The organism is Enterococcus sp. DIV1937, assembly GCF_050535975.1.
Lineage (GTDB): Bacteria > Bacillota > Bacilli > Lactobacillales > Enterococcaceae > Enterococcus > Enterococcus faecalis.
Window position 1 is genome coordinate 1,563,178 of the sequence record NZ_CP172909.1, and the last position, 25,238, is coordinate 1,588,415.

Annotated in this window: 28 protein-coding genes; 11 read left to right on the forward strand and 17 right to left on the reverse strand. The window is 34.4% G+C overall.

Going from position 1 to position 25,238, the window contains the following annotated elements; translation table 11 throughout:
- Positions 1-218 precede the first annotated feature (218 nt).
- Both IGL13_RS07555 and IGL13_RS07560 read left to right on the forward strand, forming a co-directional pair.
- Entirely contained in the window at positions 219-1,676 is a 1,458-nt protein-coding gene (locus IGL13_RS07555; RefSeq protein WP_002394536.1) for a helix-turn-helix domain-containing protein, read from the forward strand.
- A gap of 108 nt (positions 1,677-1,784) precedes the next feature.
- Positions 1,785-3,707, forward strand: a complete 1,923-nt coding sequence (locus tag IGL13_RS07560) for an FUSC family protein (RefSeq protein ID WP_002401397.1) — start codon at positions 1,785-1,787, stop codon at positions 3,705-3,707.
- A 184-nt stretch (positions 3,708-3,891) separates the two neighbouring features.
- Here the strand turns inward: IGL13_RS07560 and larE are convergent, their stop codons facing one another.
- From larE to IGL13_RS07585, 5 genes are all read right to left on the reverse strand, one after another.
- A complete protein-coding gene (gene larE / locus IGL13_RS07565; RefSeq protein ID WP_002374609.1) occupies positions 3,892-4,728 on the reverse strand; it encodes an ATP-dependent sacrificial sulfur transferase LarE in 837 nt (278 codons plus the stop codon).
- Positions 4,729-4,833: 105 nt separating this feature from the next.
- Positions 4,834-5,547, reverse strand: a complete 714-nt coding sequence (locus IGL13_RS07570; protein ID WP_002361995.1) for an ABC transporter ATP-binding protein — start codon at positions 5,545-5,547, stop codon at positions 4,834-4,836.
- 1 nt (position 5,548) lies between these two features.
- On the reverse strand, positions 5,549-6,334 hold the full coding sequence (locus IGL13_RS07575) for an energy-coupling factor transporter transmembrane component T family protein (protein WP_002398393.1): 786 nt from the start codon (positions 6,332-6,334) through the stop codon (positions 5,549-5,551).
- Complete coding sequence (cbiM, locus tag IGL13_RS07580) at positions 6,334-7,320, reverse strand: cobalt transporter CbiM (RefSeq protein WP_002361997.1); 987 nt, start codon at positions 7,318-7,320, stop codon at positions 6,334-6,336. Before cbiM ends, IGL13_RS07575 begins: the two co-directional genes overlap by 1 nt.
- A gap of 18 nt (positions 7,321-7,338) precedes the next feature.
- A complete protein-coding gene (locus IGL13_RS07585) occupies positions 7,339-7,995 on the reverse strand; it encodes a Crp/Fnr family transcriptional regulator (RefSeq protein WP_002361998.1) in 657 nt (218 codons plus the stop codon).
- Between the two features lie 159 nt (positions 7,996-8,154).
- On the opposite strand from IGL13_RS07585, the gene larA reads away from it, so the two are divergent.
- The 4 genes from larA to larD are packed head-to-tail and all read left to right on the forward strand — an operon-like array spanning position 8,155 to position 12,206.
- The gene (gene larA, locus IGL13_RS07590) at positions 8,155-9,429 is read left to right on the forward strand and encodes a nickel-dependent lactate racemase (RefSeq protein WP_010711703.1); all 1,275 of its coding nucleotides are present in this window, start codon (positions 8,155-8,157) and stop codon (positions 9,427-9,429) included.
- A gap of 37 nt (positions 9,430-9,466) precedes the next feature.
- Positions 9,467-10,210, forward strand: a complete 744-nt coding sequence (larB, locus tag IGL13_RS07595; RefSeq protein WP_002362000.1) for a nickel pincer cofactor biosynthesis protein LarB — start codon at positions 9,467-9,469, stop codon at positions 10,208-10,210.
- Positions 10,207-11,481 carry a nickel pincer cofactor biosynthesis protein LarC gene (larC, locus tag IGL13_RS07600; protein WP_002401400.1) on the forward strand — a complete coding sequence of 425 codons (1,275 nt, stop codon included), beginning with the start codon at positions 10,207-10,209 and terminating at the stop codon, positions 11,479-11,481. The genes larB and larC overlap by 4 nt, the downstream gene beginning before the upstream one ends.
- A 14-nt stretch (positions 11,482-11,495) precedes the next feature.
- The gene (larD, locus tag IGL13_RS07605; protein WP_002415516.1) at positions 11,496-12,206 is read left to right on the forward strand and encodes a D/L-lactic acid transporter LarD; all 711 of its coding nucleotides are present in this window, start codon (positions 11,496-11,498) and stop codon (positions 12,204-12,206) included.
- A gap of 203 nt (positions 12,207-12,409) precedes the next feature.
- On the opposite strand, the gene IGL13_RS07610 is transcribed toward larD, so the two are convergent.
- Genes IGL13_RS07610 through IGL13_RS07625 form a run of 4 tightly spaced genes read right to left on the reverse strand, consistent with a single transcriptional unit; the run spans position 12,410 to position 15,082 of the window.
- Complete coding sequence (locus IGL13_RS07610) at positions 12,410-13,279, reverse strand: PTS system mannose/fructose/sorbose family transporter subunit IID (RefSeq protein WP_002401402.1); 870 nt, start codon at positions 13,277-13,279, stop codon at positions 12,410-12,412.
- Positions 13,254-14,105, reverse strand: coding sequence for a PTS mannose/fructose/sorbose/N-acetylgalactosamine transporter subunit IIC (locus tag IGL13_RS07615; RefSeq protein WP_002357194.1), 852 nt, complete (start codon positions 14,103-14,105; stop codon positions 13,254-13,256). The genes IGL13_RS07610 and IGL13_RS07615 overlap by 26 nt, the downstream gene beginning before the upstream one ends.
- A 33-nt stretch (positions 14,106-14,138) precedes the next feature.
- Positions 14,139-14,636, reverse strand: coding sequence for a PTS system mannose/fructose/N-acetylgalactosamine-transporter subunit IIB (locus IGL13_RS07620; RefSeq protein WP_002357192.1), 498 nt, complete (start codon positions 14,634-14,636; stop codon positions 14,139-14,141).
- A gap of 14 nt (positions 14,637-14,650) precedes the next feature.
- Positions 14,651-15,082 (reverse strand): PTS sugar transporter subunit IIA, encoded by a 432-nt coding sequence (locus IGL13_RS07625; protein WP_002394544.1) that lies wholly within the window; start codon positions 15,080-15,082, stop codon positions 14,651-14,653.
- 628 nt (positions 15,083-15,710) lie between these two features.
- On the opposite strand from IGL13_RS07625, the gene IGL13_RS07630 reads away from it, so the two are divergent.
- On the forward strand, positions 15,711-15,950 hold the full coding sequence (locus IGL13_RS07630) for a hypothetical protein (protein ID WP_010709513.1): 240 nt from the start codon (positions 15,711-15,713) through the stop codon (positions 15,948-15,950).
- Between the two features lie 245 nt (positions 15,951-16,195).
- Here the strand turns inward: IGL13_RS07630 and lacB are convergent, their stop codons facing one another.
- Positions 16,196-16,711 carry a galactose-6-phosphate isomerase subunit LacB gene (gene lacB, locus IGL13_RS07635; RefSeq protein ID WP_002374591.1) on the reverse strand — a complete coding sequence of 172 codons (516 nt, stop codon included), beginning with the start codon at positions 16,709-16,711 and terminating at the stop codon, positions 16,196-16,198.
- A 25-nt stretch (positions 16,712-16,736) separates the two neighbouring features.
- Entirely contained in the window at positions 16,737-17,165 is a 429-nt protein-coding gene (lacA, locus tag IGL13_RS07640; protein WP_002357188.1) for a galactose-6-phosphate isomerase subunit LacA, read from the reverse strand.
- A 222-nt stretch (positions 17,166-17,387) separates the two neighbouring features.
- Here lacA and IGL13_RS07645 point away from each other — a divergent pair, with 222 nt between their 5' ends.
- The 3 genes from IGL13_RS07645 (at position 17,388) to IGL13_RS07655 (ending at position 19,684) form a co-directional block, all read left to right on the forward strand.
- Positions 17,388-17,882 carry a PTS sugar transporter subunit IIA gene (locus IGL13_RS07645; protein WP_002357187.1) on the forward strand — a complete coding sequence of 165 codons (495 nt, stop codon included), beginning with the start codon at positions 17,388-17,390 and terminating at the stop codon, positions 17,880-17,882.
- Position 17,883: 1 nt separating this feature from the next.
- A complete protein-coding gene (locus IGL13_RS07650; RefSeq protein WP_002357185.1) occupies positions 17,884-18,186 on the forward strand; it encodes a PTS fructose transporter subunit IIB in 303 nt (100 codons plus the stop codon).
- 94 nt (positions 18,187-18,280) lie between these two features.
- Positions 18,281-19,684, forward strand: a complete 1,404-nt coding sequence (locus IGL13_RS07655; RefSeq protein WP_002357183.1) for a PTS galactitol transporter subunit IIC — start codon at positions 18,281-18,283, stop codon at positions 19,682-19,684.
- 40 nt (positions 19,685-19,724) lie between these two features.
- Here IGL13_RS07655 and IGL13_RS07660 read toward each other — a convergent pair whose 3' ends face one another.
- The 3 genes from IGL13_RS07660 to yqeK form a co-directional block, all read right to left on the reverse strand.
- Positions 19,725-20,477: a DeoR/GlpR family DNA-binding transcription regulator gene (locus IGL13_RS07660; protein WP_002369238.1), complete on the reverse strand. Its 753-nt coding sequence runs from the start codon at positions 20,475-20,477 to the stop codon at positions 19,725-19,727.
- A gap of 335 nt (positions 20,478-20,812) precedes the next feature.
- Positions 20,813-21,805: a DUF4767 domain-containing protein gene (locus IGL13_RS07665; protein ID WP_002378415.1), complete on the reverse strand. Its 993-nt coding sequence runs from the start codon at positions 21,803-21,805 to the stop codon at positions 20,813-20,815.
- A gap of 90 nt (positions 21,806-21,895) precedes the next feature.
- Complete coding sequence (gene yqeK, locus IGL13_RS07670) at positions 21,896-22,474, reverse strand: bis(5'-nucleosyl)-tetraphosphatase (symmetrical) YqeK (RefSeq protein ID WP_002401404.1); 579 nt, start codon at positions 22,472-22,474, stop codon at positions 21,896-21,898.
- 223 nt (positions 22,475-22,697) lie between these two features.
- Here yqeK and IGL13_RS07675 point away from each other — a divergent pair, with 223 nt between their 5' ends.
- A complete protein-coding gene (locus tag IGL13_RS07675; protein WP_002378417.1) occupies positions 22,698-23,603 on the forward strand; it encodes a polysaccharide deacetylase family protein in 906 nt (301 codons plus the stop codon).
- 402 nt (positions 23,604-24,005) lie between these two features.
- Here the strand turns inward: IGL13_RS07675 and IGL13_RS07680 are convergent, their stop codons facing one another.
- Genes IGL13_RS07680 through rpmF form a run of 3 tightly spaced genes read right to left on the reverse strand, consistent with a single transcriptional unit; the run spans position 24,006 to position 25,040 of the window.
- Positions 24,006-24,410 carry a NusG domain II-containing protein gene (locus IGL13_RS07680; protein WP_002371952.1) on the reverse strand — a complete coding sequence of 135 codons (405 nt, stop codon included), beginning with the start codon at positions 24,408-24,410 and terminating at the stop codon, positions 24,006-24,008.
- A gap of 57 nt (positions 24,411-24,467) precedes the next feature.
- Positions 24,468-24,845, reverse strand: coding sequence for a hypothetical protein (locus IGL13_RS07685; RefSeq protein ID WP_002394546.1), 378 nt, complete (start codon positions 24,843-24,845; stop codon positions 24,468-24,470).
- Between the two features lie 21 nt (positions 24,846-24,866).
- Entirely contained in the window at positions 24,867-25,040 is a 174-nt protein-coding gene (gene rpmF / locus IGL13_RS07690) for a 50S ribosomal protein L32 (RefSeq protein ID WP_002371955.1), read from the reverse strand.
- Positions 25,041-25,238 lie beyond the last annotated feature (198 nt).

A 25,238-nucleotide genomic window follows, 5' to 3' on the forward strand; every position in this document is an offset into this window, starting at 1 on the left:
ACCTTGACCTTTTTTGGAATTAGAAACTAAATAATAATTATTCTAACTACTGCTAGCTTATCAACATTGAAATTGCTTTGCCACACACAATTAATGTATAAGGCTGTACATTAATTGTGATGGCCGCTTCTTATTGCGCTTGTGTTAACATATCAATACAAAAATTTAAAGAAAGTAGACTACAATGAACCTAAATTTTACTTTTGGAGGTCCATAACATGTTTCCATCCTACCTAACGAATGAGCTAGAAATTTTATTTTATATAGTGAAGCGAGCTCATACGTCATTAAATGAAATTTCTTCCAATTTAAAAATTTCAAAAAGAACGGTCAAAGAAAATCTGATAAAAATAAATCAAGAATTCGAGGATACTTATCAAATCCAACATTTTATTGTCTCTAACAATAATGGCATTGTTTGTGTAAATCCAGCGTACCGAAAAAGCGCGGTCGAATACGCCTACACGTTAAAACTCAATCTTTTAAAAAACAATGTACAATTTAATTATTGCGTACAATTGGTCACACATTCTTCCATTGATAAAAACGAATTAATTAAAGTTTTATATATTTCTGAACATTATCTGGTAAAAATCACGAAACAACTGAATAACTTTTTTAAAATTTTTGATATAGTAATCGTTAGTATTAAGGGTATTTATCAATTAACTGGCAATGAATTATCGATTCGAGTGTTTTCTTTCATTTTCCTACAAGATTCCTTTCAAGAATTGGCTTGGCCTTTTTCTAAAATAAGTCTTGAAGAAATTAAAAAAAGTCTACCCGATGAACTTCTTGAACGATCCTATAAAAATGTCCGAATGAAGAAAAGAGCGTTTTATATTTTATATGCGATATTTAAAACTAGAACAAGTGCACAAAACTTCTTAAAGATGCCGCACTCTAAAAACCTGCATTCTTTTTTTATTCTGATCAATCAATACAGTCATGTCACTTTATTTTTTCTTGAACACTCCTTCGCTGACATTCAATGCGAAACAAGAAAAACTGAAATTTTATACTTTAATTTTTTATCTCGCATTTTTATCCCTTATATCTTTTCGGAAAAGCAAACGAAACAAATAGAAAAATTATTTATAGAATCTAACCATCCTTATTGTGTCTTATCAAAAAAATTGTTTAAGCAAGTAGCCTACTTACTGACAAATCAGCATGATTATCAATACGTTTACTATCTTTCTATTTTTAATGCTTGGTACTTTTTAACGGAGGGCAATTATTATACTTTTTTAACACTTTATTTACCGCAGCCAGAAATTTGTACTCCGTCAGATGTGGCATACTTTAATCGAATAAAAGGAACGGTGGCAAAATTAGTTCACCAAGAAACGCATTTAGAGTTACTCAGTCAACTGCTTTACACATTGTCTGTGTCCGAAAAAAAAGTACAAGTGAGAATCTATTTACAAATTATCAAAGATTTTTATGCAAGTTATTTTATTAAAACACGGTTATCCTCCTTATATAATACAAACGCAATCTCTATTACCGAAGACTTCACAAATGCGGATATCATCATCACAGATTCCTTCGAAAAAGCTACTTCTAATCAAGATATTTTCTACTTAGATTCCATTGAAAATGAAGAAAGTTGGCATGAGCTTACAGAATTTATTCAACAAAAATATATGGCTAAACTTAATGTTGGCTTATAATTGTGAGTTTTCTTAAAAAGAGCAAATTTGAAAAAAAATTTTAGAGGTGTATACTAGCAGAGGAATAATTTTTTAGCTTCTAATAAATTTTTAAAGAAGGAATGTTTTGTGAAATTATCTATCAAAAAATTTTTTGAGGTCTTCTTAGAATCGTCTTGGGCGTATAGTCGCCCTATACTAACTTTTGATACAAGACAGAACTGGTTTGCCCTTGTTCTTAGTATCATTATTGCAAATGCTGTTGGTGCTGTTCTAACAATAGTCTTTCCTTTCGCTTTTGTTTTAGTAAATGTTGGTAGCTTTTTGGGCACTGTAATTTGTGTCTTACCACGACATGGCTCTCCACAAAGAAGTGCCATAGATGGTATTTTAATGATTTTTATTGGTGCCAGTCTGGGGATACTTTTACAGTCGTCAAGTATATTCATTATTTTATTATTCGTCCTTGGTTTGTATTTTTCAGGGATTGTAAGAAACTTTAGTATTGGTCTGTATATTCGATGTCTCTTTGGGACCATTTCTTTACTAGCTGGTGCGCAATTAAAAGGCAATTTGTCTATTGGTCAAACTTTTGAAGGTCTGGGTGCAATAATTTTAGGTATGTCCATCCTTTGTTTGTTCTATTGTCTTTATTCTAAGCCGCAAAATAATGAAGCACGAAAATTAGTAGCCGATTTATATGAACAATTATATTTATTAGCACAAGGAAAACCCGCACGCTATGTCCATTTCAGAATAAAAGTACGCGAATCCGTTGAAACGATGCCATGGGTCAATCATCAAAAAACACCATGGATTTATCCCTTGGTTTCACAAGCAGATGCAATTGCAGGCTCGTTAGATTCAACCAATGCAGCTGAAAATCTTCCTGCTTTAAAAGCAATTCTACTCTTTTTAAAAGGAGAACAATTAACCCTGCCTCTTCAAGAATTTGCTTCAGCAAACACCGAAATAAAATCAGCAATCCTTTTGATACAAAACAAACAAACCTCTAAAAAAATCTCATTTAAATCTTTCTTACCCACAAAAGAAGGACTTGCAGAAGCCAAAGAGATCCTTCATTCTTACAAAGGCAGCTCTGCTAGATTCGCAATTCGTTTAGCTTTAACAGGTTTAGTGTGTCATTTTTGTTCGCTTATACTTAATTACATGTACCCTTTGCCTTTAGCTAATCACGAATTCTGGGTAGTTATTTCTGGTTGTTTAATGGTTATGCCAGGTTATCATGGTACACTCGGTAAAATCACTTCAAGAACTATTGGTTCTATTTTAGGTGGTTGTTTAGGCATCTTTTTGTCTCAATTAATTGCTAACTTAACAAACCTAAATCCTTTATGGCCAATGCTATTGTCTTGTTTGCTAGTTATATTGTATGAAAGCGTCCGTAAATTAAGTCAAGCATTTCTAATGCTAAGTGTGACCACTTGGTTAACTTTCACATTAGGTGGTAGTTCTGCAGGCTATACAAGAGTTTTTGATGTAATTATTGGTGCGCTGATTGCTTTTGTTATGTTTTTTATTTTCCCAACATGGCATAGTCAAGTATTAAGTAAAAATATCAATAGTTGGTCAAAAACGATCAGCTCTATTTTGCTAGCGTTAATCAATGAAGAGACCACGTTACCAAGTGATGCTTGGGTGCTAGCTTATCGAGTACAACGTAGAGTAAACTATTCTATTCAAGAAATTGTTCTTGAATCTCCTATTTATAGTAACGATGCCTCTGCTGAAAGCTTAATGCAACAAAAACAACTAAATGATCAACTGTTGGAAATGCAAACTGCTATGGAAGAGCTTCTTTTAGAACTTATGAAAACACAACACTACTTAAAAAAATTAACGCCAGTTAGGCCGGACACACTAAACACTGAGTTATTTAACTATTCACAGCAAATACTTTCACTCACGAATCCCAAAAATAATCGACTAATCAACCAGTCCAAACAATCCATTTATTTTCCTCAAATTGAACAATCACTGGTAATCTTAAAAAATTCTACAGCTAATTTCTTTTTAGCAAATATCAAATGATTAAATAGACAAAAAGCCTAGGAAAAATCCAAAGGGAATTTTTCCTAGGCTTAAAAGTTAATAAACTACTGGCAGAGTAATCAATGAAAACAACCGACCTAATCGAGCAGAAAACTTGGTTTTTGTAACGGAATACCCCTGTCCTGACTCCGTTACACCGACTCAATTTTATAAACTTATCTGTCTAACATTCACAAAAAACTTTTTTTTCAGTTTCTGTGAGGATATCATTCATTCGGCCAGATTTAAATCCTTCTAAGTCAAAAGTTACATAATTAAATCCTTGTTTTTTAAGATAATCTGCAATTTTTTCTCTGTTTTCTAATAACAGAGAAAGTTTGTCTTCTGGAATTTCAATCCGTGCTAAATCATGATGTGCTCTGACACGGACAATTGGAAAACCTATTTCCCGTAAATATTTTTCACTAGCAAATACTTGATCAATAGCTGAGCGTGTTAACTTAATGCCATAAGGAATTCTTGAAGCAATGCTACATGAGGCAACTTTACTCCAATTGGAAATACCTGCGTCTTTAGCAAGTTGACGTATTTCAATTTTATATAATTTAGCTTGTTGTAGCGGACTGATGACCCCTTCTTGATCTCTTGCTCTTAATCCAGGACGAAAGTCAGTATTATCATCCATAATCATCCCATCGGCCAGAACATCAAATCCCTCTTTCTGAATAGCCGAACGAATAGTTTTATATAATAATTTTTTACTGTAGAACCAGCTATTAGGGTTATTTGCAACAATTCTATCATCCGCTAATTCGCTCATTTCAAGGCCTAACACATTTGCTCCCAACCCATTAGCTAAATCAACCGCTTTATCAAACTCATCATCAGAAAATAATTCTGAATTTACAACAACCGCAAGTACATTTTCAGCACCTAAAGTGTCCAAAGCTTTTTTTAGCAAGTAAGAGCTATCAATTCCACCTGAATATGCAACAGCCAACTTATCCATTTTTTGTAATTCGCGAACTAAATTTTGTTCTTTCGTTTTCATGACAGACATTTAAACCATCTCCTATTGATTTTCTTTTACATAATTAATTATAGACATCTCCACATTAGAAAAAATCACGATTCATAGTATCAATTATTGTCAATATTTGTACACTTAATACCGTTTTAAATGTTGTAACAAGTTAGCATTGGCTTCTATCTCTTCCTTTGAGTACCTTGTAACAGCCGAATCAAACAATAAAATGGAATCAGCTTCCTCGCAAATACTCAAATAGTCATGGGTGGAAAGGATAATTGTTTTACCAAGTTGATGCAGATTTTTTATTATCTTTTTAAATAATTTTTCCGATTCTTTTGTCAACCCAGCAAACGGCTCATCTAATAAATACACGTCTGGATTCATTACTAACAGACTAGCAAAAGCCACTTTTTTCTTTTCTCCTCCCGACAATTGATAAGGCACTTGATTGCTTAAATGGGTAATTTTTAATAAATTCAAACAATCATTAATTCTTTTTGCTGTTTCATGCTCGGATAGTTGGAGCTGTCTAGGGCCAAATGCCAATTCGTCATAAACTGTTGCATTAAATAATTGTGTGTCCGTCTCTTGAAATAATATACCCAAATGAGCATAATACTTCTTTTTATGAATAGGGTCTTTTTTCCAGGCCGTTAATGATTGTTCCATAAAATAAATCGTTCCCTCGGAAGGTTTTAAAAAACCTGCGAGCAAATTTAAAAAAGTGGATTTTCCACTGCCGTTATCTCCCATCAAAACCAGATATTCTCCTCTGGCTATTTCCAAATTACAAGGCGAAAAAACAGGCTTCGTTTGATAGCGATAAACCAAATGATTTACTCGATACATATTAGTTCCTCCCTAAATAAAGCAACCCCCCGAAAAATAAAAGATAGGCAATACTAACCAAAAAATCTTTCGTTTTTAATGGTTGCTTTACTCGATAATATTGACCAGTATATCCTCTTGCTTCCATCACCATGTCCAACTTTTTCCCATACGTAAAAGATTTTAAAGAAATAAGACTGATTAAATTACTACCCGTACTCAACTGGATATTCCCACCAACTGCTCTAGCTTCTACAGCGGCAAGCAGTTGGATTAAGAGATTTCCAAAGAAAAAGATATATTTAATCGTAATATCTAATTGTAAAAGTATTATATTCGGAAAATGAAAGATTTTTAATGCTGCTATAAATTGATTCATGTTGGTTGTTTCCATATATTGACTAATCGCTATGGCTAAAAAAAACAAATGAACAATAAATAATAAACTAAATTGACCTAAAAAAAAGATCGGTAAATAGATAATCAGCGGCATCAAAATGAGGATACTAGCTTTTTTGACAATGTTTCGTAGAATAGTTGGTTTTTCAACTAAAAGTAACATGCCTAGGTAGATGCCTAAGAGCCACAAAACAAGAACTTTTTGTGCTGTGCTGATTAAAACAATTAGTAAAAAAGTACTGATCAGTTGAATTGCTGGGTGTATATCACTGAGAATAGTCTTATTGCGTTTCCCACTCACCTGAAATTTATTTAATAAAAAAAGGATTCCTTTTCGATTTTTAAGCATAAAGGTTTCTTTTTTATTAGGTTCAAGGGACGTGGAAGATTCTTTCATCCATTCAGGCATCAACTTTGCCTTCTTCCATTAAATAAACGAAAAATGAGTAAAAAAACGATTATGGCTGTTACGCCACTTAAAATATATCCAAGTGCTAATGGCAGTCCTGGAATAAAGTAATCACTGAAAAGTGCATGAAATGAAAAACCATTCACCATACCTTTTGGTTGTACTGCAGGTAAATGATTCTGTTTTAAATTCTTGACTAATTCAGATAAATCCCATTCACCCCAAGCAGTGGCATGATCAATCAAACCTAATGGACATAAAATTACCATAACCAATAACAGTCTCTTTAATCGCAACAACGGAGTCCTTTTCTTCTTTTCTTCGATAAAAATTGCATCTTTTGACACACTTTTTACAAAATTATAGACACACACGGTGAAGAGACCTTCAACAATTCCTATTACTAACAGATGGACACTCATCATTGCTGGTATAGTTATAGAAAGACCATATGGGTTATAAAGTGGCGTACCATTCGCTTCATGGAATAGTAAGGGTTGGATACCTAATAATACAGAAGTAGAAAATGCCGCCACATTTACACCAAGATACCCAGCTAAGAAAAGACCCATTGTTTCAAATTTTTTTACACGCGTAACTAGCTTATAAACTCCATATCCCACGAATGGCATCACAAACGCCATAGAAAAGGCGTTTGCACCAAAAGCTAATATACCACCATCACCAAATAAACAAGCCTGTAATAGTAAAGCCACCGAAACAGACAGCGTCGCGGCCCAAGGTCCCATCAATAATGCGATGAGAACAGCCCCAACAGCGTGCGCAGTTGTTCCACCAGGTACTGGCAAATTAAACATCATTATTAAAAATGACAAGGAGGAGGAAATCCCTAACATGGTCCCTGTATCTTTTTTTAATTTAATTTGAACGTCAACTTTTTTTACAGCGCGGTACCAGACAGGTACCATAATCGCGCCCATCACTGCGCAAGTTTGTGGGCTTAAATAATTTTCTGGAATATGCATGTTCGTCAGACTCCTATCTTATCGATCAATATAATCAGCTAAATAACTTTGATCGTAAATCACAATTTTTTGTTTTTTGATATCGATGACTTTTTCCTCTTTTAAATCATGGATAATTCGGTTTACGCTATTTCTCGTTGAAATCCCGCAAAACCCCGCAATATCCTCATTAGTTACTTGAAAATCAATTAATATTCCTTCCTCTGTCTGTACACCAAACAAATCAATTAATTGGTAAATAAAAGTACAAACAGCCCCCTTCTTACCATTCATTGTCATATTCTGTAAGGAACTAATACTCTCCGATAATTTCGCTCGGTAGTAATCCCGTACATAATCTTGAAGAACAGCATCTTCTCTAACATATTCCCAAAATACAGTCCTTGGTATCCGATAAAAGCTAGCCTCTTCCGACTCAATGCGGATATTAAAAGGAGCAGATGTATAATTTGATACTTCATCACGTAACAATGAAATAATGTCAGGAGACACAATATACGACAGATTAAATTCTCGTCCATCCTTTAAAATAATACTCGTCTTAACGACCCCTTTCTTTAATACATAGGTGTACGCTTCCTCCAATCCATGATAAGCGAGATAAGTATGGCGTTTTTTTTTGATAATCGGCGTCTTCTTTCTATCTAAGAAAGCTGTAAGATAATCTGACTCCATAATTGTCACTCCTTTGACTAAGTTTCTGTTTGATTCGTTAACTATTATAAACACTCTCACCAACCTTTTGTTAGCAAATGTTACCCACAATAAGGACTGTGTGATTCCTAAATTTCATTATACTTAGTCTCGTAAAATATTACTTAGGAGATGATTGCTATGGTAGAAATTAACCTACCTTATGACAAGAAAATGATTACTGCAAGAATTCCCGATAAAAATTTTATTGGGCTTCTCGAATCAAAAGCTGAACATTTTTCAAATCCATATACTGAGAAAGAAACAGTCGAAAAATCGCTGGACAATCCTATTGGAAGCCTTCCATTAGAAGAATTAGCTATGGGTAAAAAAGACATTGTCCTCATTAGTTCCGATCACACACGTCCCGTTCCTTCACATATTATCACCCCAATTATTTTGCGTAGAATTCGTTCAGTGAACAAAACAGCTAGAATCCGGATTTTAGTTGCTACAGGCTTTCATCGCCCTTCTACACGAGAAGAACTGATTAGCAAATATGGTAAAGCGATTGTAGAGAATGAAGAAATCGTTATGCATATCTCTACTGATGATTCCTCAATGGTCAAAATCGGTCAACTACCTTCAGGGGGCGATTGTATCATTAATCGCATTGCAGCAGAAGCAGATTTACTGCTGGCCGAAGGGTTTATTGAATCACACTTTTTTGCAGGATTTTCTGGTGGACGTAAATCTGTTTTACCTGGAATTGCTTCTTATAAAACCATCATGGCTAACCATTCTGGAGAATTTATTGATTCCTCCAACTCACGGACAGGAAATTTAACGGATAATCCGATTCATAATGACATGGTCTACGCTGCCGCTAAAGCGAATCTAGCTTTTATTGTTAATGTCGTTTTAGATGGTGACAAAAAAATTATTGGTTCCTTCGCAGGTGATATGGTTGAAGCGCATAAAGTTGGTTGTAACTTTGTAAAAGAAATTGCCCGTGTCAAAAAAATACCTTGCGACATTGCGGTTTCAACGAATGGCGGATTTCCACTTGATCAAAACATTTATCAAGCAGTTAAAGGGATGACCGCTGCAGAAGCAACCAATAAAGACGGCGGTGTCATTATTATGGTCGCTGGATGTCGTGATGGTCACGGTGGTGAAGGTTTTTATGAAAATATTGCCAATGTTAAAAATCCAAACGAATTTTTAGAAGCAGCCATCCATACACCACGATTAGAAACCGTGCCAGATCAATGGACTTCGCAAATTTTAGCGCGAATTTTAGTTCATCATCATATAATTTTTGTTTCAGATCTTGTTGATCCTGAGCTTATCACTTCGATGCATATGGAAATAGCAAAAACGTTTGATGAAGCGTTAGAGCGAGCATTTGAAAGAGAAGGTCTAAATGCAAAAGTGACTGTGATTCGAGATGGCTTGTCTGTCATTGTAGAATAATGATCCTTGAGAAATCAGGAATAAGGAGCGTTGTATTATGCAACCGAAAGAAATTTTAGGAGCTTTTAAAGAGGGAAAATTATCTTTAGAAGAAGCAACAAACAAATTAAATGGCTTTTGCGAATTAGACTTTGCAAAAATTGATACGCAGCGTAAAGAAAGAACTGGTTATCCAGAAGTCGTTTATGGGGAAGGGAAAACAATTGAGCAACTCATCAAAATTATCAATAGCTTAAGAAAAGAAAACAATACAATTTTAGTTACTCGCGTTTCACAACAAAAAGCCCAGCCTTTAGAGTCGAACTTTCCTCATGGAACCTACTATGAACTTGCACGTTGTTTCGTTATCAACCAAATGGAGACTACAACAAAAAACTATATTGCGATAGTTACTGCTGGAACGTCAGACATGTCCGTTGCTGAAGAAGCAGCAATCACTGCAGAAACTTTCGGGAATCAAATAAAACGTATCTATGATGTAGGCGTTTCTGGCATTCATCGTTTGTTCGCTCACCTAGATGAGATTCAACAGGCTTCGGCGGTTATTGTGATTGCAGGTATGGAAGGCGCACTGGTGTCCGTGCTAGGCGGACTAGTTAGCGTGCCAGTGATTGCCGTCCCTACTAGCATAGGCTACGGCAGCAATTTCCAAGGACTGACTGCTCTTTTAGGAATGCTAAATAGTTGTTCCTCTGGCGTTAGTGTAGTCAACATAGATAACGGGTTTGGTGCCGCTTATAATGCAAGTATGATTAATCAAATAAAGGAGTCTTCACTATGAAAAGCTTATTTTTAGAACCATTTTCTGGTCTTAGTGGTGATATGTTAAATGGATTGTTGCTTGACTTAGGCGGGGATTTAAACAAACTGTTAATCGAATTAAAAAAACTTCCCATCGATGGGTTCACCATTCAAGCCCAACGAATTGCTAAAAGTTGTATTTACGGAACAGATTTCGATGTTCTCCTACAACATGGAAAAAAGGATTACGGTATAAAACACAGTCTCTCTCCTCACCACGAAAATGAACATCATGAAACGAAAGAACATGCACATCATCATAGCCATTCTAGAAATTTAAAAGATATTTATACATTAATTGAAAAAAGCGACTTGTCCAATTTTGTAAAAAAACATAGTAAAAATGTTTTCTATGACATTGCAAAAGCTGAAGCTGCTGTTCATCAACAAACAATTGACACTATTCATTTTCATGAAGTTGGAGCAATTGATTCAATTGTTGACATCGTTGGCTTTTTTATCTTATGGGAACAGTTAGAGATTGAACAAGTCTATTCAACGCCAATTACAGATGGAAGTGGCACTATCACAATTGCCCATGGAGTCATGCCAATACCAGTTCCTGCGGTTATGGAATTACGTAAAGAAACGAATTTAATCATTCAACAAGACTTTGAGATAAAAACTGAACTTGTCACACCGACTGGCTTAGCTATTTTTAAAGAACTTAGTCCTCTATTTGTCGCACCAGAACAACGATTAATTGAAAAAATAGGTTACGGATTTGGCAAACGGGAAACAGGCAAGTTCAATGCCCTCAGAGGATCAATCTTTACTGAAACACATAGTAAAAAAAAGAGGACAGAACACCATGACCAAGTTTTAAAAATTGAAACAAATATAGACAATCAAACACCTGAACAGTTAGGTTACGCAATGGATCTATTATTGGAGCATGGTGCTCTAGATGTTTTTTTCACGCCCATTCATATGAAAAAAAACCGAAGTGCCATTCTATTAACGGTTTTAACAACAACAGAGGAAAAAGAATATTTTACAGAACTACTCTTTAAACATACTTCTACAATTGGTATGCGTTTTCAAACAATGGAACGTAGTGTGATGGACCGTTCTTTCAAAATCTTGGAAACACCTTTTGGTAAGGTCCATATTAAAAAAAATCATTATCATGGCCTATTGAAAGAGTCTATTGAATACCAAGATTGTGAACGAATTGCTAAACAATATAATTTTACAATTGAGGAAGTCTATCGCCTCGTCCAAACATTAAATAACAAAACTATTGATTAAAGGAGCTTTATCTTATGTTTCATCATATCTTATCAGAATTTATGGGAACTGCATTAATGATCGTATTTGGGGTAGGTGTTCACTGCGACGATGTCCTAAAACGAACAAAATACGCTGGTTCTGGTCACATGTTTGCAATCACTACTTGGGCTTTTGGAATCTCTGTTGTTCTGTTCGTCTTTGGCGGAGTCTGTATTAATCCAGCAATGGCCCTCGCTCAAGCTATTTTAGGAATGATTCCATGGTCTTACTTCATTCCCTATGTCATCGCTGAAATGTTAGGCGGCATTTGTGGCGCCGTCATTGTTTATATTATGTATGCTGATCATTTCAAGCTATCCACCGATAGTGTCGATCCAATCGCTATTCGTAATATTTTTTCTACAAATCCGAACCAACGAAATTTACCAAGAAACTATTTTGTTGAAACTTTTGCAACATTCATTTTTTTAACATCTATTTTAGCGATTGCACATTCCTACGAAACACAACTACCCATTGCTGTTGGCTTGCTTGTTTGGGCAATCGGCATGGGGCTAGGTGGTACTACAGGATTCGCAATGAATCAAGCACGTGATTTAGGTCCTCGTATCGCCTATCAACTTTTACCAATCAAAAATAAAACCAATAATGATTGGCAATATGGGTTGATTGTTCCCGGAACTGCACCGTTTTTAGGAGCCATTTTTGCGACACTTTTCGTAAAATTTTTCCTAAAATTCTAATAAACCAACTAAATTTCTAAAACAAAAAAATATATAAAATAGAAGCTAGTCTCTAAATTTCTTCTATTTTATATATTTTTATTTTAATCACAAGACTTTTTCTGTGTCTTAGAGAGTAAGAATTTAATTTATTAGCTTTTTCGTTATCGGTTTTATGCAAAAGTCAGTTTGCTCTAACAGCTAGAGTCCTTTTTGGTGATTGTTCAGTAAGTTAATCCTGGATTGAAAACACCTAATAAAACGCCAACGAGAGAAATAACAACTAAAATAAGCATCGTCCAAATAGCGGAAACATGTTTTTTGGACATTAACCACCAACAAAATAAGGTAACAAGTATCGTTAATAATCCTGGATAAATACTGTCAATTTTATCTTGCAGTTTAAGGAAAACTTTTCCGTCAGCACCTATTAATTTAAAAGAAGTAGTCACATTTACCCAAGATGCAAGGACCCCACCGACAACCATACTACCAACAACTCCGATAGCAACTCTAACGGCGGCTCCTTCTTTCCCAACTAAGAAACTTACTGCTTTATCGCCAAAATGATAGCCTCTAAAATACAAAAAGCGTTGGCCAAAATAGGAAATTAACGTCCAAACAATAATATAAAATATGGCACCAATTGGCGAACCGCCCGTGGACATTCCTAAGGAAATTCCTAACAAGATAGGAATTAAGGTACCATCAACTAATGAATCACCAATCCCTGCAATTGGCCCCATTAATCCTGCCCTCATATCATTAATGGTTTCTCCATCAATTTCATTCTTACTTGCTCTAGCCTCTTCCATACTAGCAGTCACACCAACAATGACCGTTCCAAGCATTGGATTTGTGTTAAAAAAAGCTGTATATGCTTGAATGGCTTTCACTTGGTCTTCATGTTTTGGATAAAGTTTTTTGATAATAGGAAGCATTGAAGAAAGATAGCCGAAGGTTTGCATATGCTGTTGTGAAAAACAAGTTAACGCTCCCCAAAACCATAAATGAAAAGAATGCTTTAACGTTTTTTGGTCTAATTTATTTGCTTTCAACTCTTCCATCTCATATGTCCTCCTCTTCATCATCATTCGTCAGACTTCCTGTTGAATCAACCAGTTTAGTATTGTTTTTAATCAAAGCAATTTTATAAAAAATTACAGCAAAAAGAAGCGCAATAATCGTTATTGAGACTAAATTGAGTTTTAATGAAGCAGCTAATGTGAACCCTACAAAAAAAGGTACAAAATCAATGTTCTTATTAACAATTTGACGTAACAAAATTGCAATTCCCACACACGGAAGCATGCCACCTACAGTAAAAAGCGTTTTCATTGCAAGACCATCCATAGGTAATGCATCTCTCATTGCTGTAACAGCCGTAGCCCCAAAATAGGTTAAAATCACGGTTGGCAAAAAGGAAAAAAGTAGATGAGAAATCCACGGCCAACCAAAATTAATGGCATATAAATGATCAAGCTTGCCTTTTTTTATATCTTTCCAACCAAACGATTGCCAAACTAAATTTAACGCAGCAACAGAATAAAATAATACCGTTCCGATCGTTCCAACTAATGTGCCGACCGATTTAGCTAGGTCGGCTGCAGAGCCGCCAAGTGGATCTAACCCTTTGGTCGAAATCGCCACCATCGCCAAAGGAATCCCGATATATGAAATTGCCCGCACATCAGCAGACACTGTGCCTCCAGGTGTGACCAAAGCAATGTAAACTAATTGCATTGCTACGCCACAAGCGATTCCTAATTTTAAATCTCCTAAAATAATGCCACAAACTAATCCGCCGACTAAAGGACGCCCAATCGTATAATTTCCCACCGCTTGTCCAGCCATACAAGAATTTGAACACAGACAAGCAAATAGGCCTAAAATAGCCGCTTGTATCCAGTTGATTGTCATAATACTACTCTCCTCTTTTCAAAACTTCTAGAATCAGTAACCAAATTTAGCTTTAAAATGCGCCCAAGAACCAATTCGTTGATCAGGTAACAAGGCAAAATCCACTTTGTAACCAGCCTTTTCAATTTCTTCAAAAGCCGCTGCTTCTTCTGCTGTAAAGGATTGGTTATCCCCTAATTTAATTGTCCCTTCGCGGTCATTTCCCGGTCCAACATTAATCATTTTTACTTCACTTGGAACAAAATGCCAATCCACCAAAATTTTTTTCATATCCAAAGGGCTCTTTGTAATCAAAAAGTATTTTGACTTAGACGCTAATACTTTATCCTTTACATCAAAAAAATGCGCCATTGTCCAAATAAAGGTTTTTTTATCTTGTGCAGCTGCTTTATATGCTTCCTTTAAAATAGGGTTACTTGCTGCTTTGTCATTCACAGCTATAATGCCATCACAAGGCATTTCTTTAGTCCAACGTAAAGTAATTAAGCCATGAATCATTCGATCATCGATTCGAACAAAAGAAATTGACATGTTCATCTTCTCCTTTAGATATCCTCTTCAGTTATATCGCCTTCAGTTATAGTTAACTCTCTAATGCCATGACAAGCATCTGCTACTATCATTTTTTTCAAATCAGATAATTCACTAGTTTCTTTCAATAGAAGCGCATTTAAAGCCATTGGAAAATTCACTCCTCCAACAATCAGAGAATTTTCTAGCATTTTTTGCTTATCTAATACTTTACAAATAGTAGCAAGTGGACTCCCGCCTACAATATCAGCCAAAACGATTAGCCTCGTTTCCTGCGGTAATTTTTCAACTTCACAAAGAAACCGCTTACCAAAATTATCGGTAGATTCACCAGGTTGTAAGCCAAACACTCTGACTGTCTCTATATCATCGCCAGCAAACATTCCTAATGAATTTTTTAATCCTCTAGCAAAATCGCCATGACTGACCAGAACTAAATAAGTCATTTCCTCTCTCCTTTCTTAACATTTCTACTTCAAAATTTTTTAAATCACCTCTTTTTAAGAGTCCATAATACAACTTTTATAAAATGAAAATATTTGCTTCGTTCGCCTCACACTCCTTTGATAGCATGAATGTTTAACAACAGTACCTTTCTAAAATTAAAGTCATTCACTAAAAAAGTTCTAATGAATTTGGCTGTTGTAGCTTGATGACAAGGAACAATGACTTTCTTTATCCATAAAAACATTTAGTTGATTACGCTTAAAAAAATAAATAATATAGCAATTCCCAAAAAAGTTTCTTTTGAATAGTCCCTTTTCTAAATTTATTGATTCATTTTTTCAACTATTAGGTTAGCAAAGTCCCAACACACATTCCACCCACAATAGGTGTACATAGTTGTACATTATTCGGAGTTAATCAACTCATTTAAGCTATGGTAAAATAACTATATATCACTCCAATTTTCTAATTATATAGGTCATTCCAGGTCATCCTCTTTTGGATACAACAAAATGAACTTATATCGAATCTATGGTTTTATGCTCTTGATAAATTAAAAAGTAAAGTAGGGATATTTATATGTCAGCAAAAGAAAAAACGATGAAATATTGATTGGTAGGCCTCTTTTTGGGGATATTGTTATTAGCTCATCTAGATTTATTAGCTGAAAATCTTAGTTATCTTCTCTTAGGATTATTACTTTTACTTGTTGCATATCTAATCTTGGTAAAAAAATTTTATTTTTTCTCAAACTTGATTCCTAAAAATACTACTGATATAAATTTAGGTAAAAAATATGGTACGGCTTCTGGCATCGGCAGTTTAGTTATCGGGATTATTTTAATAATTCTGGGACTATTTTTATAGAAAAATAATTACTAAAATAAAACAAGCAGCGAAACCATAAAAAGTACACGAGTTCTTTTCTCGTGTACTTTTTATGGTTACCTGTATAGCCTTCAATTTGTTCCTTTGTTACTTCTTTTTCTTAATAATGCTCTTTACAGTGCCACATTAAAACAGCAATAAAAATTAATGAAGGGGAATTTAACTCAAATACCAATGATTATTATTTAAGACCGCTTTCTCAAATAACCCTCATTGATTACGTACTAATCGTGATAGACTCCTCGTTGCCATTTATCTAAAAATTCATCGAAAAAGTGCGCATCTTGTTGTTCTGGATGTTGTTTTTCAACTTGATTAATTTTTTCAATTAGTTGTTCGTTGTCTTCTGTTGGATGATAGTGTGCTTCAATAAAGGCAGCAGCGATATCACAGATCAAGAATTCTCCTGTTATTTTCCCACCGAAACCAATAACATTTGCGTTCAATTCCTCTTTCGCATACAACGCTGTAGTCATATCGCGAACTAAAGCAGAACGGATACCCGGCACTTTGTTAACCGCATTGTTAATTCCAACGCCTGTTCCGCAAATACATATACCCAAATCAGCCTGATTGCTCATTACGGCTTCTCCCACTTTTTTTCCGAAAATAGGATAGTGAGTTCGAGTAAAATCATACGTGCCTACATCTAAAATTTCATATCCCTTTGCTTTCAAAAAATCAGAAACTGCTATTTTGGTATCCGTCACAATATGATCACAACCAATGGCAATTTTCATAAAAACACTTCCTTTCTATTATTTGTTAAGCCATTTTATTTAACATATCTACACGTATTTGATGACGCCCGCCTGCATAATGACCTGTTAAGAATTCTTTTATTATGTTTTTGGCTAGTTCCGTTCCAACAATTTTTGCGCCCACCGTGATCATCCGAGCATTGTTGTGTTCTCGCGCCATATATGCAGAACGCTCATCTGACAACTCAGCGACAATCATTCCTTTAATTTTAGCAGCAGTCATAAAACTACCTGCCCCATAACCATCAAAAACGATTCCTAAACTTTCAGTATCCTTTAAAACTTCATGAGCAACAGCAAGCGTTGCTTCTATAAAGTCTTCCGAAGCACTTTCACTTTTATCGATTACCTCAACTTTTTCTTGCAATAAGTATTGTTTCATTTCTGCTTTTAATTTTATTCCATCTAAATCTGAACCAAGTATGACACGCATTTTGTTTTCCTCCTTACCTCGTGTATCTACTATTAAAATTCTGTCCCTTTCTTTAAACTCAAATCCCCTTCTCGAAAACATAATAAAACAATATCGAACTTTATTCAACATTTATTTTCTTTTTTGTTTATTATTGTTTAATATTGTGTTGACATCTTTTTGAAAGCGTTTTATATTATACTTGTAAATAAATAATAATATATTAAAGAAACGAGGGGTTCTATGGTTATTAAAACATCGATTTTTTCATTAGATACTACCTATATTTCAAACAAAAAAACACAAGAAGAAGTTTTTGAAGAAGTTTATTTAGACTTGTTAAAAAAGAAATTAGTTACACCTGATTTTCTAACTAATTTATTGGAACGAGAACATAACTATCCGACTGGTTTAAGTTTAACACCGATTGATCCTGCACTACCGAATATCGCCATTCCGCATACCGAAAGTACCTTTGTACGGACGACAAGAATTATCCCGATTAAATTGAAACAATCCTTATCATTTCATAACATGATTATCCCAGATGAAACGCTCTCTGTTTCCTTTCTTTTCATGATTTTAAATGAAAACGGTATTGAACAAACGGGTCTTTTAGCGACTATCATGGATTTTATTAACACGACAGACCGTTCATCACTATTGGCTTTTTTTCAATGTGAAGATAAAGAAGAAGTTTATCGTTTTTTACAAAAAAATTTTAAAGGAGAGATTTAACATGATTAAAATTTTAGCTGCATGTGGGGCTGGGGTAAACTCTAGCCATCAAATCAAATCTGCATTAGAAACAGAATTATCAAAAAGAGGCTACCAAGTTTCTTGCGATGCCGTAATGATTAAAGATATCAATCAAGAGATGCTATCCCATTATGATATTTTCGCCCAAATCGCCAAAACAGATTTGGGTTTCCCAATCACGATTCCTGTAGTTGATGCAGGCGCAATTCTTTATCGAATTCCAGCAATGGCTGAACCTGTTTATCAACAAATGGAAAGTATCATTCACTCTTTAAACAAATGATTTCCTTTTTAGACTAATTACTTACGCTTCATTGTCAACAATAACAAAACTAAGATAAAAATTTTGTTATCTTAGCTTATGAAGGAGAAAATAAATGAATACGATTATTGACCTAGCAAATACAATTTTTAAACCTTTAATTGATTTAGGTGCTGCTCCTTTAATGACTATTGTTTTAACACTGATTGCCCTTTGTTTTAAGGTAAAACCCACTCGCGCATTAGAAGGTGGTCTTAAACTAGGAATTGCTTTAACTGGTATCAGTGCTATTATAGGAATTTTAACTACTGCTTTCTCAGATGCAATGGCCTCTTTCGTAGAACGTACAGGAATTTCTTTAAATATTACTGATGTTGGTTGGGCACCTTTAGCCACCATCACTTGGGGATCTCCTTACACGCTTTACTTTCTTTTAATTATGGTGATTGTCAATGTCATTATGTTAATTCTAAATAAAACAAACACATTAGATGTGGATATTTTCGACATTTGGCATCTATCGATTGTTGGTTTATTTGCTATTTTTTGTGGCGCAAACTTAATAATTGCAACAATCTTAGTTATTTTCATAGGTGTTTTAAAAATTATCAATTCTGACTTAATGAAACCAACGTTTAACGATTTACTTAACGCCCCAGATACCAATCCTATGACTACCACACATATGAACTATATGATGAACCCAATCATTATGGTTTTTGATAAAATTTTTGATAAGCTTTTTCCTTGGTTAGACAAATACGATTTTGACGCTGCCAAATTGAATAGTAAAATTGGCTTTTGGGGATCAAAATTTGCCATCGGGATTTACTTAGGGATTTTTGTGGGTCTTTTAGCTGGCCAAACACCCACGCAAATTTTTTCTCTATCCTTTACGGCTGCAGTCTGTTTGGAACTATTCTCTTTAATTGGAACTTGGTTTATCGCTGCAGTTGAGCCTTTATCCCAAGGGATTACTGATTTTGCTTCGAATAAATTAAAAGGGCGTACACTTAATATTGGTTTAGATTGGCCTTTCTTAGCTGGTCGTGCTGAAATCTGGGCAGCAGCTAACGTATTGGCTCCAATTATGCTATTAGAAGCCATTGTCCTACCTGGCAATAAACTTTTACCACTTGGCGGAATTATTGCAATGGGTGTAACCCCTGCTCTACTAGTAGTTACAAGAGGTAAACTCATCCGAATGATTATCATTGGAGCAATCGAATTACCTTTGTTCTTATGGTCTGGTACCCTAATTGCACCGTTCGTTACCGAAACCGCAAAAAAAGTTGGCGCTTTCCCAGCGGGTCTAAATAATAATACTTTAATTTCACATACTACCATGGAAGGGCCAATGGAAAAATTCTTAGGATACTTAGTCGGCAATGCATCACAAGGTCAACTCGAATTTATTTTATACGCATGTCTGGCGCTAGTCGCCTATCTACTGATTTTCATTTGGTATGCAAAACAAATGAAGAAGCGAAATATTATTTATGCTCAAAAAGCTCAATAAGGGGAACTAAAAAGAAGAGGTGCATCTGCACCTCTTCTTTTTAGTAGATCACCCTGACAACTTTTTCCAATACTTTAGATGTGTCAAATTTATCTTTATTTGTAACTACCGCTGTCACTTCTTCTAATTGATAAAAAGAATAAAAATCCTGTTTCTCTACTTTAGAAGTATCCATTAACAAATATTTTTCTATTGAGTTATCTAATGCAATTGCTTGTGTTTGTCCTTCTTCAATAGTGGCTGTCATAATTTTATTATCTTTTAACGCATTGCAACTAAAAAATGCTTTATGAAAATGCATTTCTTCTAATGCTTTATTAGCGATTTCACCAAAAAAAGATTTAGTTAAAAGTCGCATTTCTCCACCAACCAAATAAATGGTCAACGCATTCTTTTTTTTACTTAACGTTTCAAACACAGGCAAACAGTTTGTTACTACTCTTAAATGTTTAAATTCCATTGCCTCGGCCAAAAGTTCAATAGTTGTTCCTGGTCCTAGGAAGATAGTTTCCTCTTCGTGAATTAAACTTAATGCTTTTTGGACAATTTCTTTTTTTTCAACACTATTAATAATTTGTTTATCAGCATGAGACAATTCATGTGGACGATATGTATTTAAACTGCTAGCTCCTCCATGTACTCGTTTTAAACGCCCCGCTGCTTCTAATTCTGTCAAATCTCTACGAACAGTCATATCCGAAACATTTAATCGTTCCATAATTTCAGTAACTTTGATTGCCCCTTTTTGATCTACTAGAGAGACTATCGCATTTAATCTTTCTTCTTTTAGCATTTTCATCGCTCCATTGTTAGTATATCTTTTATTCTACGATAAAATACTTACTATGAATACTAAAACATTTCTCCATTTATTTTAACATGAACGACGATTCGTAAAAAAATGACAATTTAGCCTATCTTTATATAAACAGATATCACTTCAACGATTGATTCAGATCTATTTGAGCCTAGTCAAATAGAGATCTAGCATAAAAACTTCCCAGAAAAACATCCCCTACTCTGAGCACCTCTATCCAAAAAAATAGCACATAGGCAAAGACAGGTTACTTATAAAAAGGTAAGCAACCCGCCTTTGCCTATGTTTAAGTAAACGATGTATTTCCCCTATTACTGATTCAAAGTCCTTAAAACTTTATAATCACTGTTTTGCACGAGTAAAACGCTACTTGGGTTATCGGGATAAGAAGCATTGCCATCAAACGATACAACAACAGTATTCGTACCAACTTTCGTGAATTGTGTATATGAGCCCCCAGCACCGCCCACGTTGGCAAAATGTAATGTCATAGTGTCGCCTTTTGTTTCTACCTCGCGCCAATTTGCCCGCTGATAGTTATGCCAGTCAATTTGAGTTGAAATTTCGTTTGCCGTGTTTTTATACATTCCTTCGTAAAAATCAATCGCTTCCTCTTTTGAAGACCACGGATTGACTGAAATATTTGGGATTTGTTCTTTAGTAATTGACGGGGCACCTACAATTTTTTCAAAGCCAGCCCTCAACTCTGCATTATCTGTTGCTCCAAAATACAGATAGCCATAAGGATCTCCTTGATTTTGCATCGTCACTAAAACTAAGGGATGATTGTTAACGATGGTGAATAAATACAAATGCTTTTGCATTTCTGGTTGCGTTTCTGCATCAGAGTAAACAGCAACTAACGCATATCCATCCTTCACTTGTCCATTTTCAGACCATTCTAAATAAATGGGATGCTGACCAATCGCTGGTTGCATAGTAACATTTCCTACTAGACCATCAGGCGCTTGGACGCCATTAAAATTGATTGAATTTCCTGGTGTATATTCTTTATACGTTTGGTTCATCCGTTGCCCCCAATCAGCCATAAATTGTTGTAGTTGTGCCTTTTTTTGCGCAGACCACAACTGATTTTCAGCTTTACTAGAAGCAGAAGAATTACTTTGAGTCGTACTAGATTTTGACTCCGTGCTCATTTGACTTGCTTGGCTGTTGTTAACGGTAACAGGTGCTTTCATTTCTGATGTTGCTGTCGGCTTGCTTGCAGTGCTGTCACCATTTTTGTTGGAAGAACATCCTGATAAAATACTCAATAAAAGACCTATCAAGATTATTTTTTTCATTGGGAATCCCTTCTTTCTGACAAGAATACTGTACTACTTTTCCCCTTTTCTCACCAGCAAAACTCGACTAAAAACGGCTATATTTATTTGTTATTTAATTGTCAATTTAAGTTGATTGTAAGCATCCCATAACCAAGGATGCACAACTTTAATATCGTGTTTCAAAATATAATCGATATAGAAATATGCGGCATTTTCTAAAGAACAATTTAAAGCTTGTAATAAACCATCTAAGTATGGTGGCTTCCCTTCTTGATCCCACTTTATTTTATCAGCGACAAACAAAACTAAATCTATGTCCGAATAGTTTTTCTTCAGTGTTGTATGGCATTCAATAGCTGATAAAATTTCATTGTCTTCAATACCAAAATCCATTTTCGCAATAGACTTAGAAATTTTTTGATGAATTATCATTGGAAAGGCCATTTCTGCTTCGTTTAATTCAATCCCATATTTTTGTGCGACATTAATTCTCTGATTATTTGGATAAACCGCAGAGATATCGTGTAAATATCCTGCAATACTTACTTTTTCTGGACTAGTTAAATATTTTTCACCAAGTTGATAGGCATACTCTCCAACTTCCATACAATGATAATACGTCTTCTCACAGTTTTTACTCACTAAATATTGTTTAATTTCATTTTTCAACACCTGTTGATGATCCATTTCCACAGCCCTTTCTCATTCCGATTACTCTTCTAGATAAATAAAGTATACTCCTTTCATCCTCTAGCAACCTTTTATTTTTTATTAAATAAACAACTAACTAAATTGAAAAAATTGAAACTTTTTGGTCCTCAAATTCGTCTATAACTAATAGGACGTTCAATTTTGTATAACGTGGAGGTGTATTTTTTAACTTTTTCATTAATCAAAGAGGAGTGAAAGTATGCGACATAAGAAAAGAAAATTCAAAATAAACGGGTATGTATTATTTAGTGCGTTAATCCTCATTGTTCTTGTTTTCATTCAAACGTTCCTATTAACTCAACCCAAGATAACAAGTAAAAATGATGATACTACGCAGACATCGACTAAAAATTCAACTGCAAAAAAAGATTCCCCGACCAAGTTAGAAAAGGAATCAACACACATGACTATTTCATCAAAAAAATATGCTTACTCAGCAGACAAAATCAGAAAATATATAACTGGAGAAGAACCTTACAAAGGTGAAAAATTAGTATTCTTAACCTTTGATGATGGCGTTAATAATCAAATAACCCCACAAGTCCTAGATGCATTAAAAAAGTATAACGTCCACGCAACTTTTTTTCTTGTAGGAAATACCCTAACTTCCGAAAATCAAAAGATAGTGAAACGCGAAGTTGCAGAAGGACATTCAATAGGCTTTCATAGTTCAACTCATGATTATGCAACGTTATATCCAAACGGGATTGTCAACACTGAAGAAATACAAGCGGAAATAGCAACCATGGAGAACTCTCTTAAAAAAATATTGGGCGAAACATTTCAAACAACTCTCTGGCGATACCCAGGAGGTCATATGTCATGGGGAGGTACAGAAAAATCTGATGAATTATTCAAACAACTTGGCATCCATTGGATTGACTGGAATGCGATGGTTGGGGATGCGGAGCCGTTAGACAGACAGCCTACTACAGTCGCAGAAATGCTCGCTTTCCATCAACATTCACTTGAGGTTTATCCGGATTATAATATTAGAGTAGTCTTAATGCATGATTCAGTAGATAAGGAATTAACAAAACAAGCATTGCCACAATTAATAGAGTTTTATCAAGCAAATGGTTATCAATTTGGTGTCTTATATTAGAGCAACTCGGAGCACTAAAGGAAGTATTTCTGGTCTTAGCCAATGTTGATTTTCTGCTTATAATGGCGAGCCTTATGGAAGCATCATTAATGCGTTTACGAATCTTGGCGTTAGTTGATAGTTAAGTTGTTTTAGAAATATATTCATTCGAAGTTATTTTTTTGTCTTGGCGTAACTAAAACATACTCCTCACGGAAAGGCCTGATAATTTTTTATTTAGTTATCAAAGGACGTAAGTAGGAAAATTAGGAGTTATTTTCTGTTTCATATCTATAACAACTTCTTCACTATACGCTTTATAAATTCTGAATAATAATTTTACTCACTTGATTTTCTTCTTTAATTACTTTTTTAAAATAAATCCAACAAATCCTTTTTTAGCATACATGCTAAAAAAGGATTTTAGTAAATATAATAATCCTTAGAATATTGTTGAACAATTTCTAAAATGAATCTGTGAGGAATACAGATACTAGTTTGCCCTGGTTCTGATATCCATCCTGTTTTCACCGCAATTTGATCTGGACTATTATCTTTTTTTACACGAACGTGCCCATTTTTAACTTCTATAGTATTATATTGCCCTTTTGATGGATAATATGTTTTGATAAATTCTTTTGAATCATCTAAATTTATACGCTCAATCTCTTTCCCATCTATCTTGACCACAGCATATTTAGTGTCGTCAAAACTTTTGGAGTTAAATGGCTTATTATGAAAAAAAATAAAATATGGAGAAAAAGAGATAGCTATTAAAAAGATAATAACTATTATGTCTCCTTTTTTCATCAGACCCTTTCTATACATTTTTATTAAGAATTAGTGAACTGTTTTTCCATTTGTTTCTGAACATCTTGTCTTTACTCACCTTTCTTCAAGAAATTGTTGAATTTGAATCCGTACATCATAGTCACAATCTTTGTCATTCAGTAATAATATTAATTCTTCTTTTAAACAAACAGGAACTTCCCAAAAACCATCTATTTTCCGGAAATAATCAGGGTCATAATTTTTAAAAAATGGGTACAATTTTAAAAATTCTTCAAAAGATAAATCATATTCTTCATAAAAGTCTTTAACTAATCCTTTTTTAAGAGCCTCTTCTGTTGGAGTGCCATTTTCATTAATAATATTCTTCATAACCATTATTCTGTATAATTCAGACTTATCATATCTTTCTTGTTCATAATCTTGATAAAATTTAAAGCTCTGTTCCACAAGTGGCGGATAAATAATATTCATTTTCTTCAATACTATTACCTCCTATTTTTTATCCATCACTTTTTTTCCACCATAATAGCCTTTTAAAGATACATGATGACTTTTACGATAATCACCAAGATTCTCATCAAACGAAATTTCAGGTTTTATTAATTTTCCATGTGTTCGACGCAATCTTTTTTTTGATTTCGATGTTCTTCTCGCTGGTACAGCCATATTTATTACCTCCTAAATTATAAACGTTTCTAAAATACTTTCCTAATTTGTAATCAGATTTGAATATTTAAAACATACTATTGATACACTAATAAACCGTAACACGCAATTGTGCATTACAGATAAAAAATACAAATCGTAATGATTACGTTTTAACAACGATATCTTATCAACCTTTTTTTAATTTGTCAATATCTT

Excerpts from the sequence above, each read along its gene's own strand:
- IGL13_RS07555 (WP_002394536.1), top strand. The coding sequence starts at position 219 with ATGTTTCCATCCTACCTAACGAATGAGCTAGAAATTTTATTTTATATA.
- larE (WP_002374609.1), bottom strand. The coding sequence starts at position 4,728 with ATGTCTGTCATGAAAACGAAAGAACAAAATTTAGTTCGCGAATTACAA.
- IGL13_RS07570 (WP_002361995.1), bottom strand. The coding sequence starts at position 5,547 with ATGTATCGAGTAAATCATTTGGTTTATCGCTATCAAACGAAGCCTGTT.
- IGL13_RS07575 (WP_002398393.1), bottom strand. The coding sequence starts at position 6,334 with ATGCCTGAATGGATGAAAGAATCTTCCACGTCCCTTGAACCTAATAAA.
- cbiM (WP_002361997.1), bottom strand. The coding sequence starts at position 7,320 with ATGCATATTCCAGAAAATTATTTAAGCCCACAAACTTGCGCAGTGATG.
- IGL13_RS07585 (WP_002361998.1), bottom strand. The coding sequence starts at position 7,995 with ATGGAGTCAGATTATCTTACAGCTTTCTTAGATAGAAAGAAGACGCCG.
- larA (WP_010711703.1), top strand. The coding sequence starts at position 8,155 with ATGGTAGAAATTAACCTACCTTATGACAAGAAAATGATTACTGCAAGA.
- larB (WP_002362000.1), top strand. The coding sequence starts at position 9,467 with ATGCAACCGAAAGAAATTTTAGGAGCTTTTAAAGAGGGAAAATTATCT.
- larC (WP_002401400.1), top strand. The coding sequence starts at position 10,207 with ATGAAAAGCTTATTTTTAGAACCATTTTCTGGTCTTAGTGGTGATATG.
- larD (WP_002415516.1), top strand. The coding sequence starts at position 11,496 with ATGTTTCATCATATCTTATCAGAATTTATGGGAACTGCATTAATGATC.
- IGL13_RS07610 (WP_002401402.1), bottom strand. The coding sequence starts at position 13,279 with ATGATGATGAAGAGGAGGACATATGAGATGGAAGAGTTGAAAGCAAAT.
- IGL13_RS07615 (WP_002357194.1), bottom strand. The coding sequence starts at position 14,105 with ATGACAATCAACTGGATACAAGCGGCTATTTTAGGCCTATTTGCTTGT.
- IGL13_RS07620 (WP_002357192.1), bottom strand. The coding sequence starts at position 14,636 with ATGTCAATTTCTTTTGTTCGAATCGATGATCGAATGATTCATGGCTTA.
- IGL13_RS07625 (WP_002394544.1), bottom strand. The coding sequence starts at position 15,082 with ATGACTTATTTAGTTCTGGTCAGTCATGGCGATTTTGCTAGAGGATTA.
- lacB (WP_002374591.1), bottom strand. The coding sequence starts at position 16,711 with ATGAAAATTGCCATTGGTTGTGATCATATTGTGACGGATACCAAAATA.
- lacA (WP_002357188.1), bottom strand. The coding sequence starts at position 17,165 with ATGCGTGTCATACTTGGTTCAGATTTAGATGGAATAAAATTAAAAGCA.
- IGL13_RS07645 (WP_002357187.1), top strand. The coding sequence starts at position 17,388 with ATGGTTATTAAAACATCGATTTTTTCATTAGATACTACCTATATTTCA.
- IGL13_RS07650 (WP_002357185.1), top strand. The coding sequence starts at position 17,884 with ATGATTAAAATTTTAGCTGCATGTGGGGCTGGGGTAAACTCTAGCCAT.
- IGL13_RS07655 (WP_002357183.1), top strand. The coding sequence starts at position 18,281 with ATGAATACGATTATTGACCTAGCAAATACAATTTTTAAACCTTTAATT.
- IGL13_RS07660 (WP_002369238.1), bottom strand. The coding sequence starts at position 20,477 with ATGCTAAAAGAAGAAAGATTAAATGCGATAGTCTCTCTAGTAGATCAA.
- IGL13_RS07665 (WP_002378415.1), bottom strand. The coding sequence starts at position 21,805 with ATGAAAAAAATAATCTTGATAGGTCTTTTATTGAGTATTTTATCAGGA.
- yqeK (WP_002401404.1), bottom strand. The coding sequence starts at position 22,474 with ATGGATCATCAACAGGTGTTGAAAAATGAAATTAAACAATATTTAGTG.
- IGL13_RS07675 (WP_002378417.1), top strand. The coding sequence starts at position 22,698 with ATGCGACATAAGAAAAGAAAATTCAAAATAAACGGGTATGTATTATTT.
- IGL13_RS07680 (WP_002371952.1), bottom strand. The coding sequence starts at position 24,410 with ATGTATAGAAAGGGTCTGATGAAAAAAGGAGACATAATAGTTATTATC.
- IGL13_RS07685 (WP_002394546.1), bottom strand. The coding sequence starts at position 24,845 with ATGAATATTATTTATCCGCCACTTGTGGAACAGAGCTTTAAATTTTAT.
- rpmF (WP_002371955.1), bottom strand. The coding sequence starts at position 25,040 with ATGGCTGTACCAGCGAGAAGAACATCGAAATCAAAAAAAAGATTGCGT.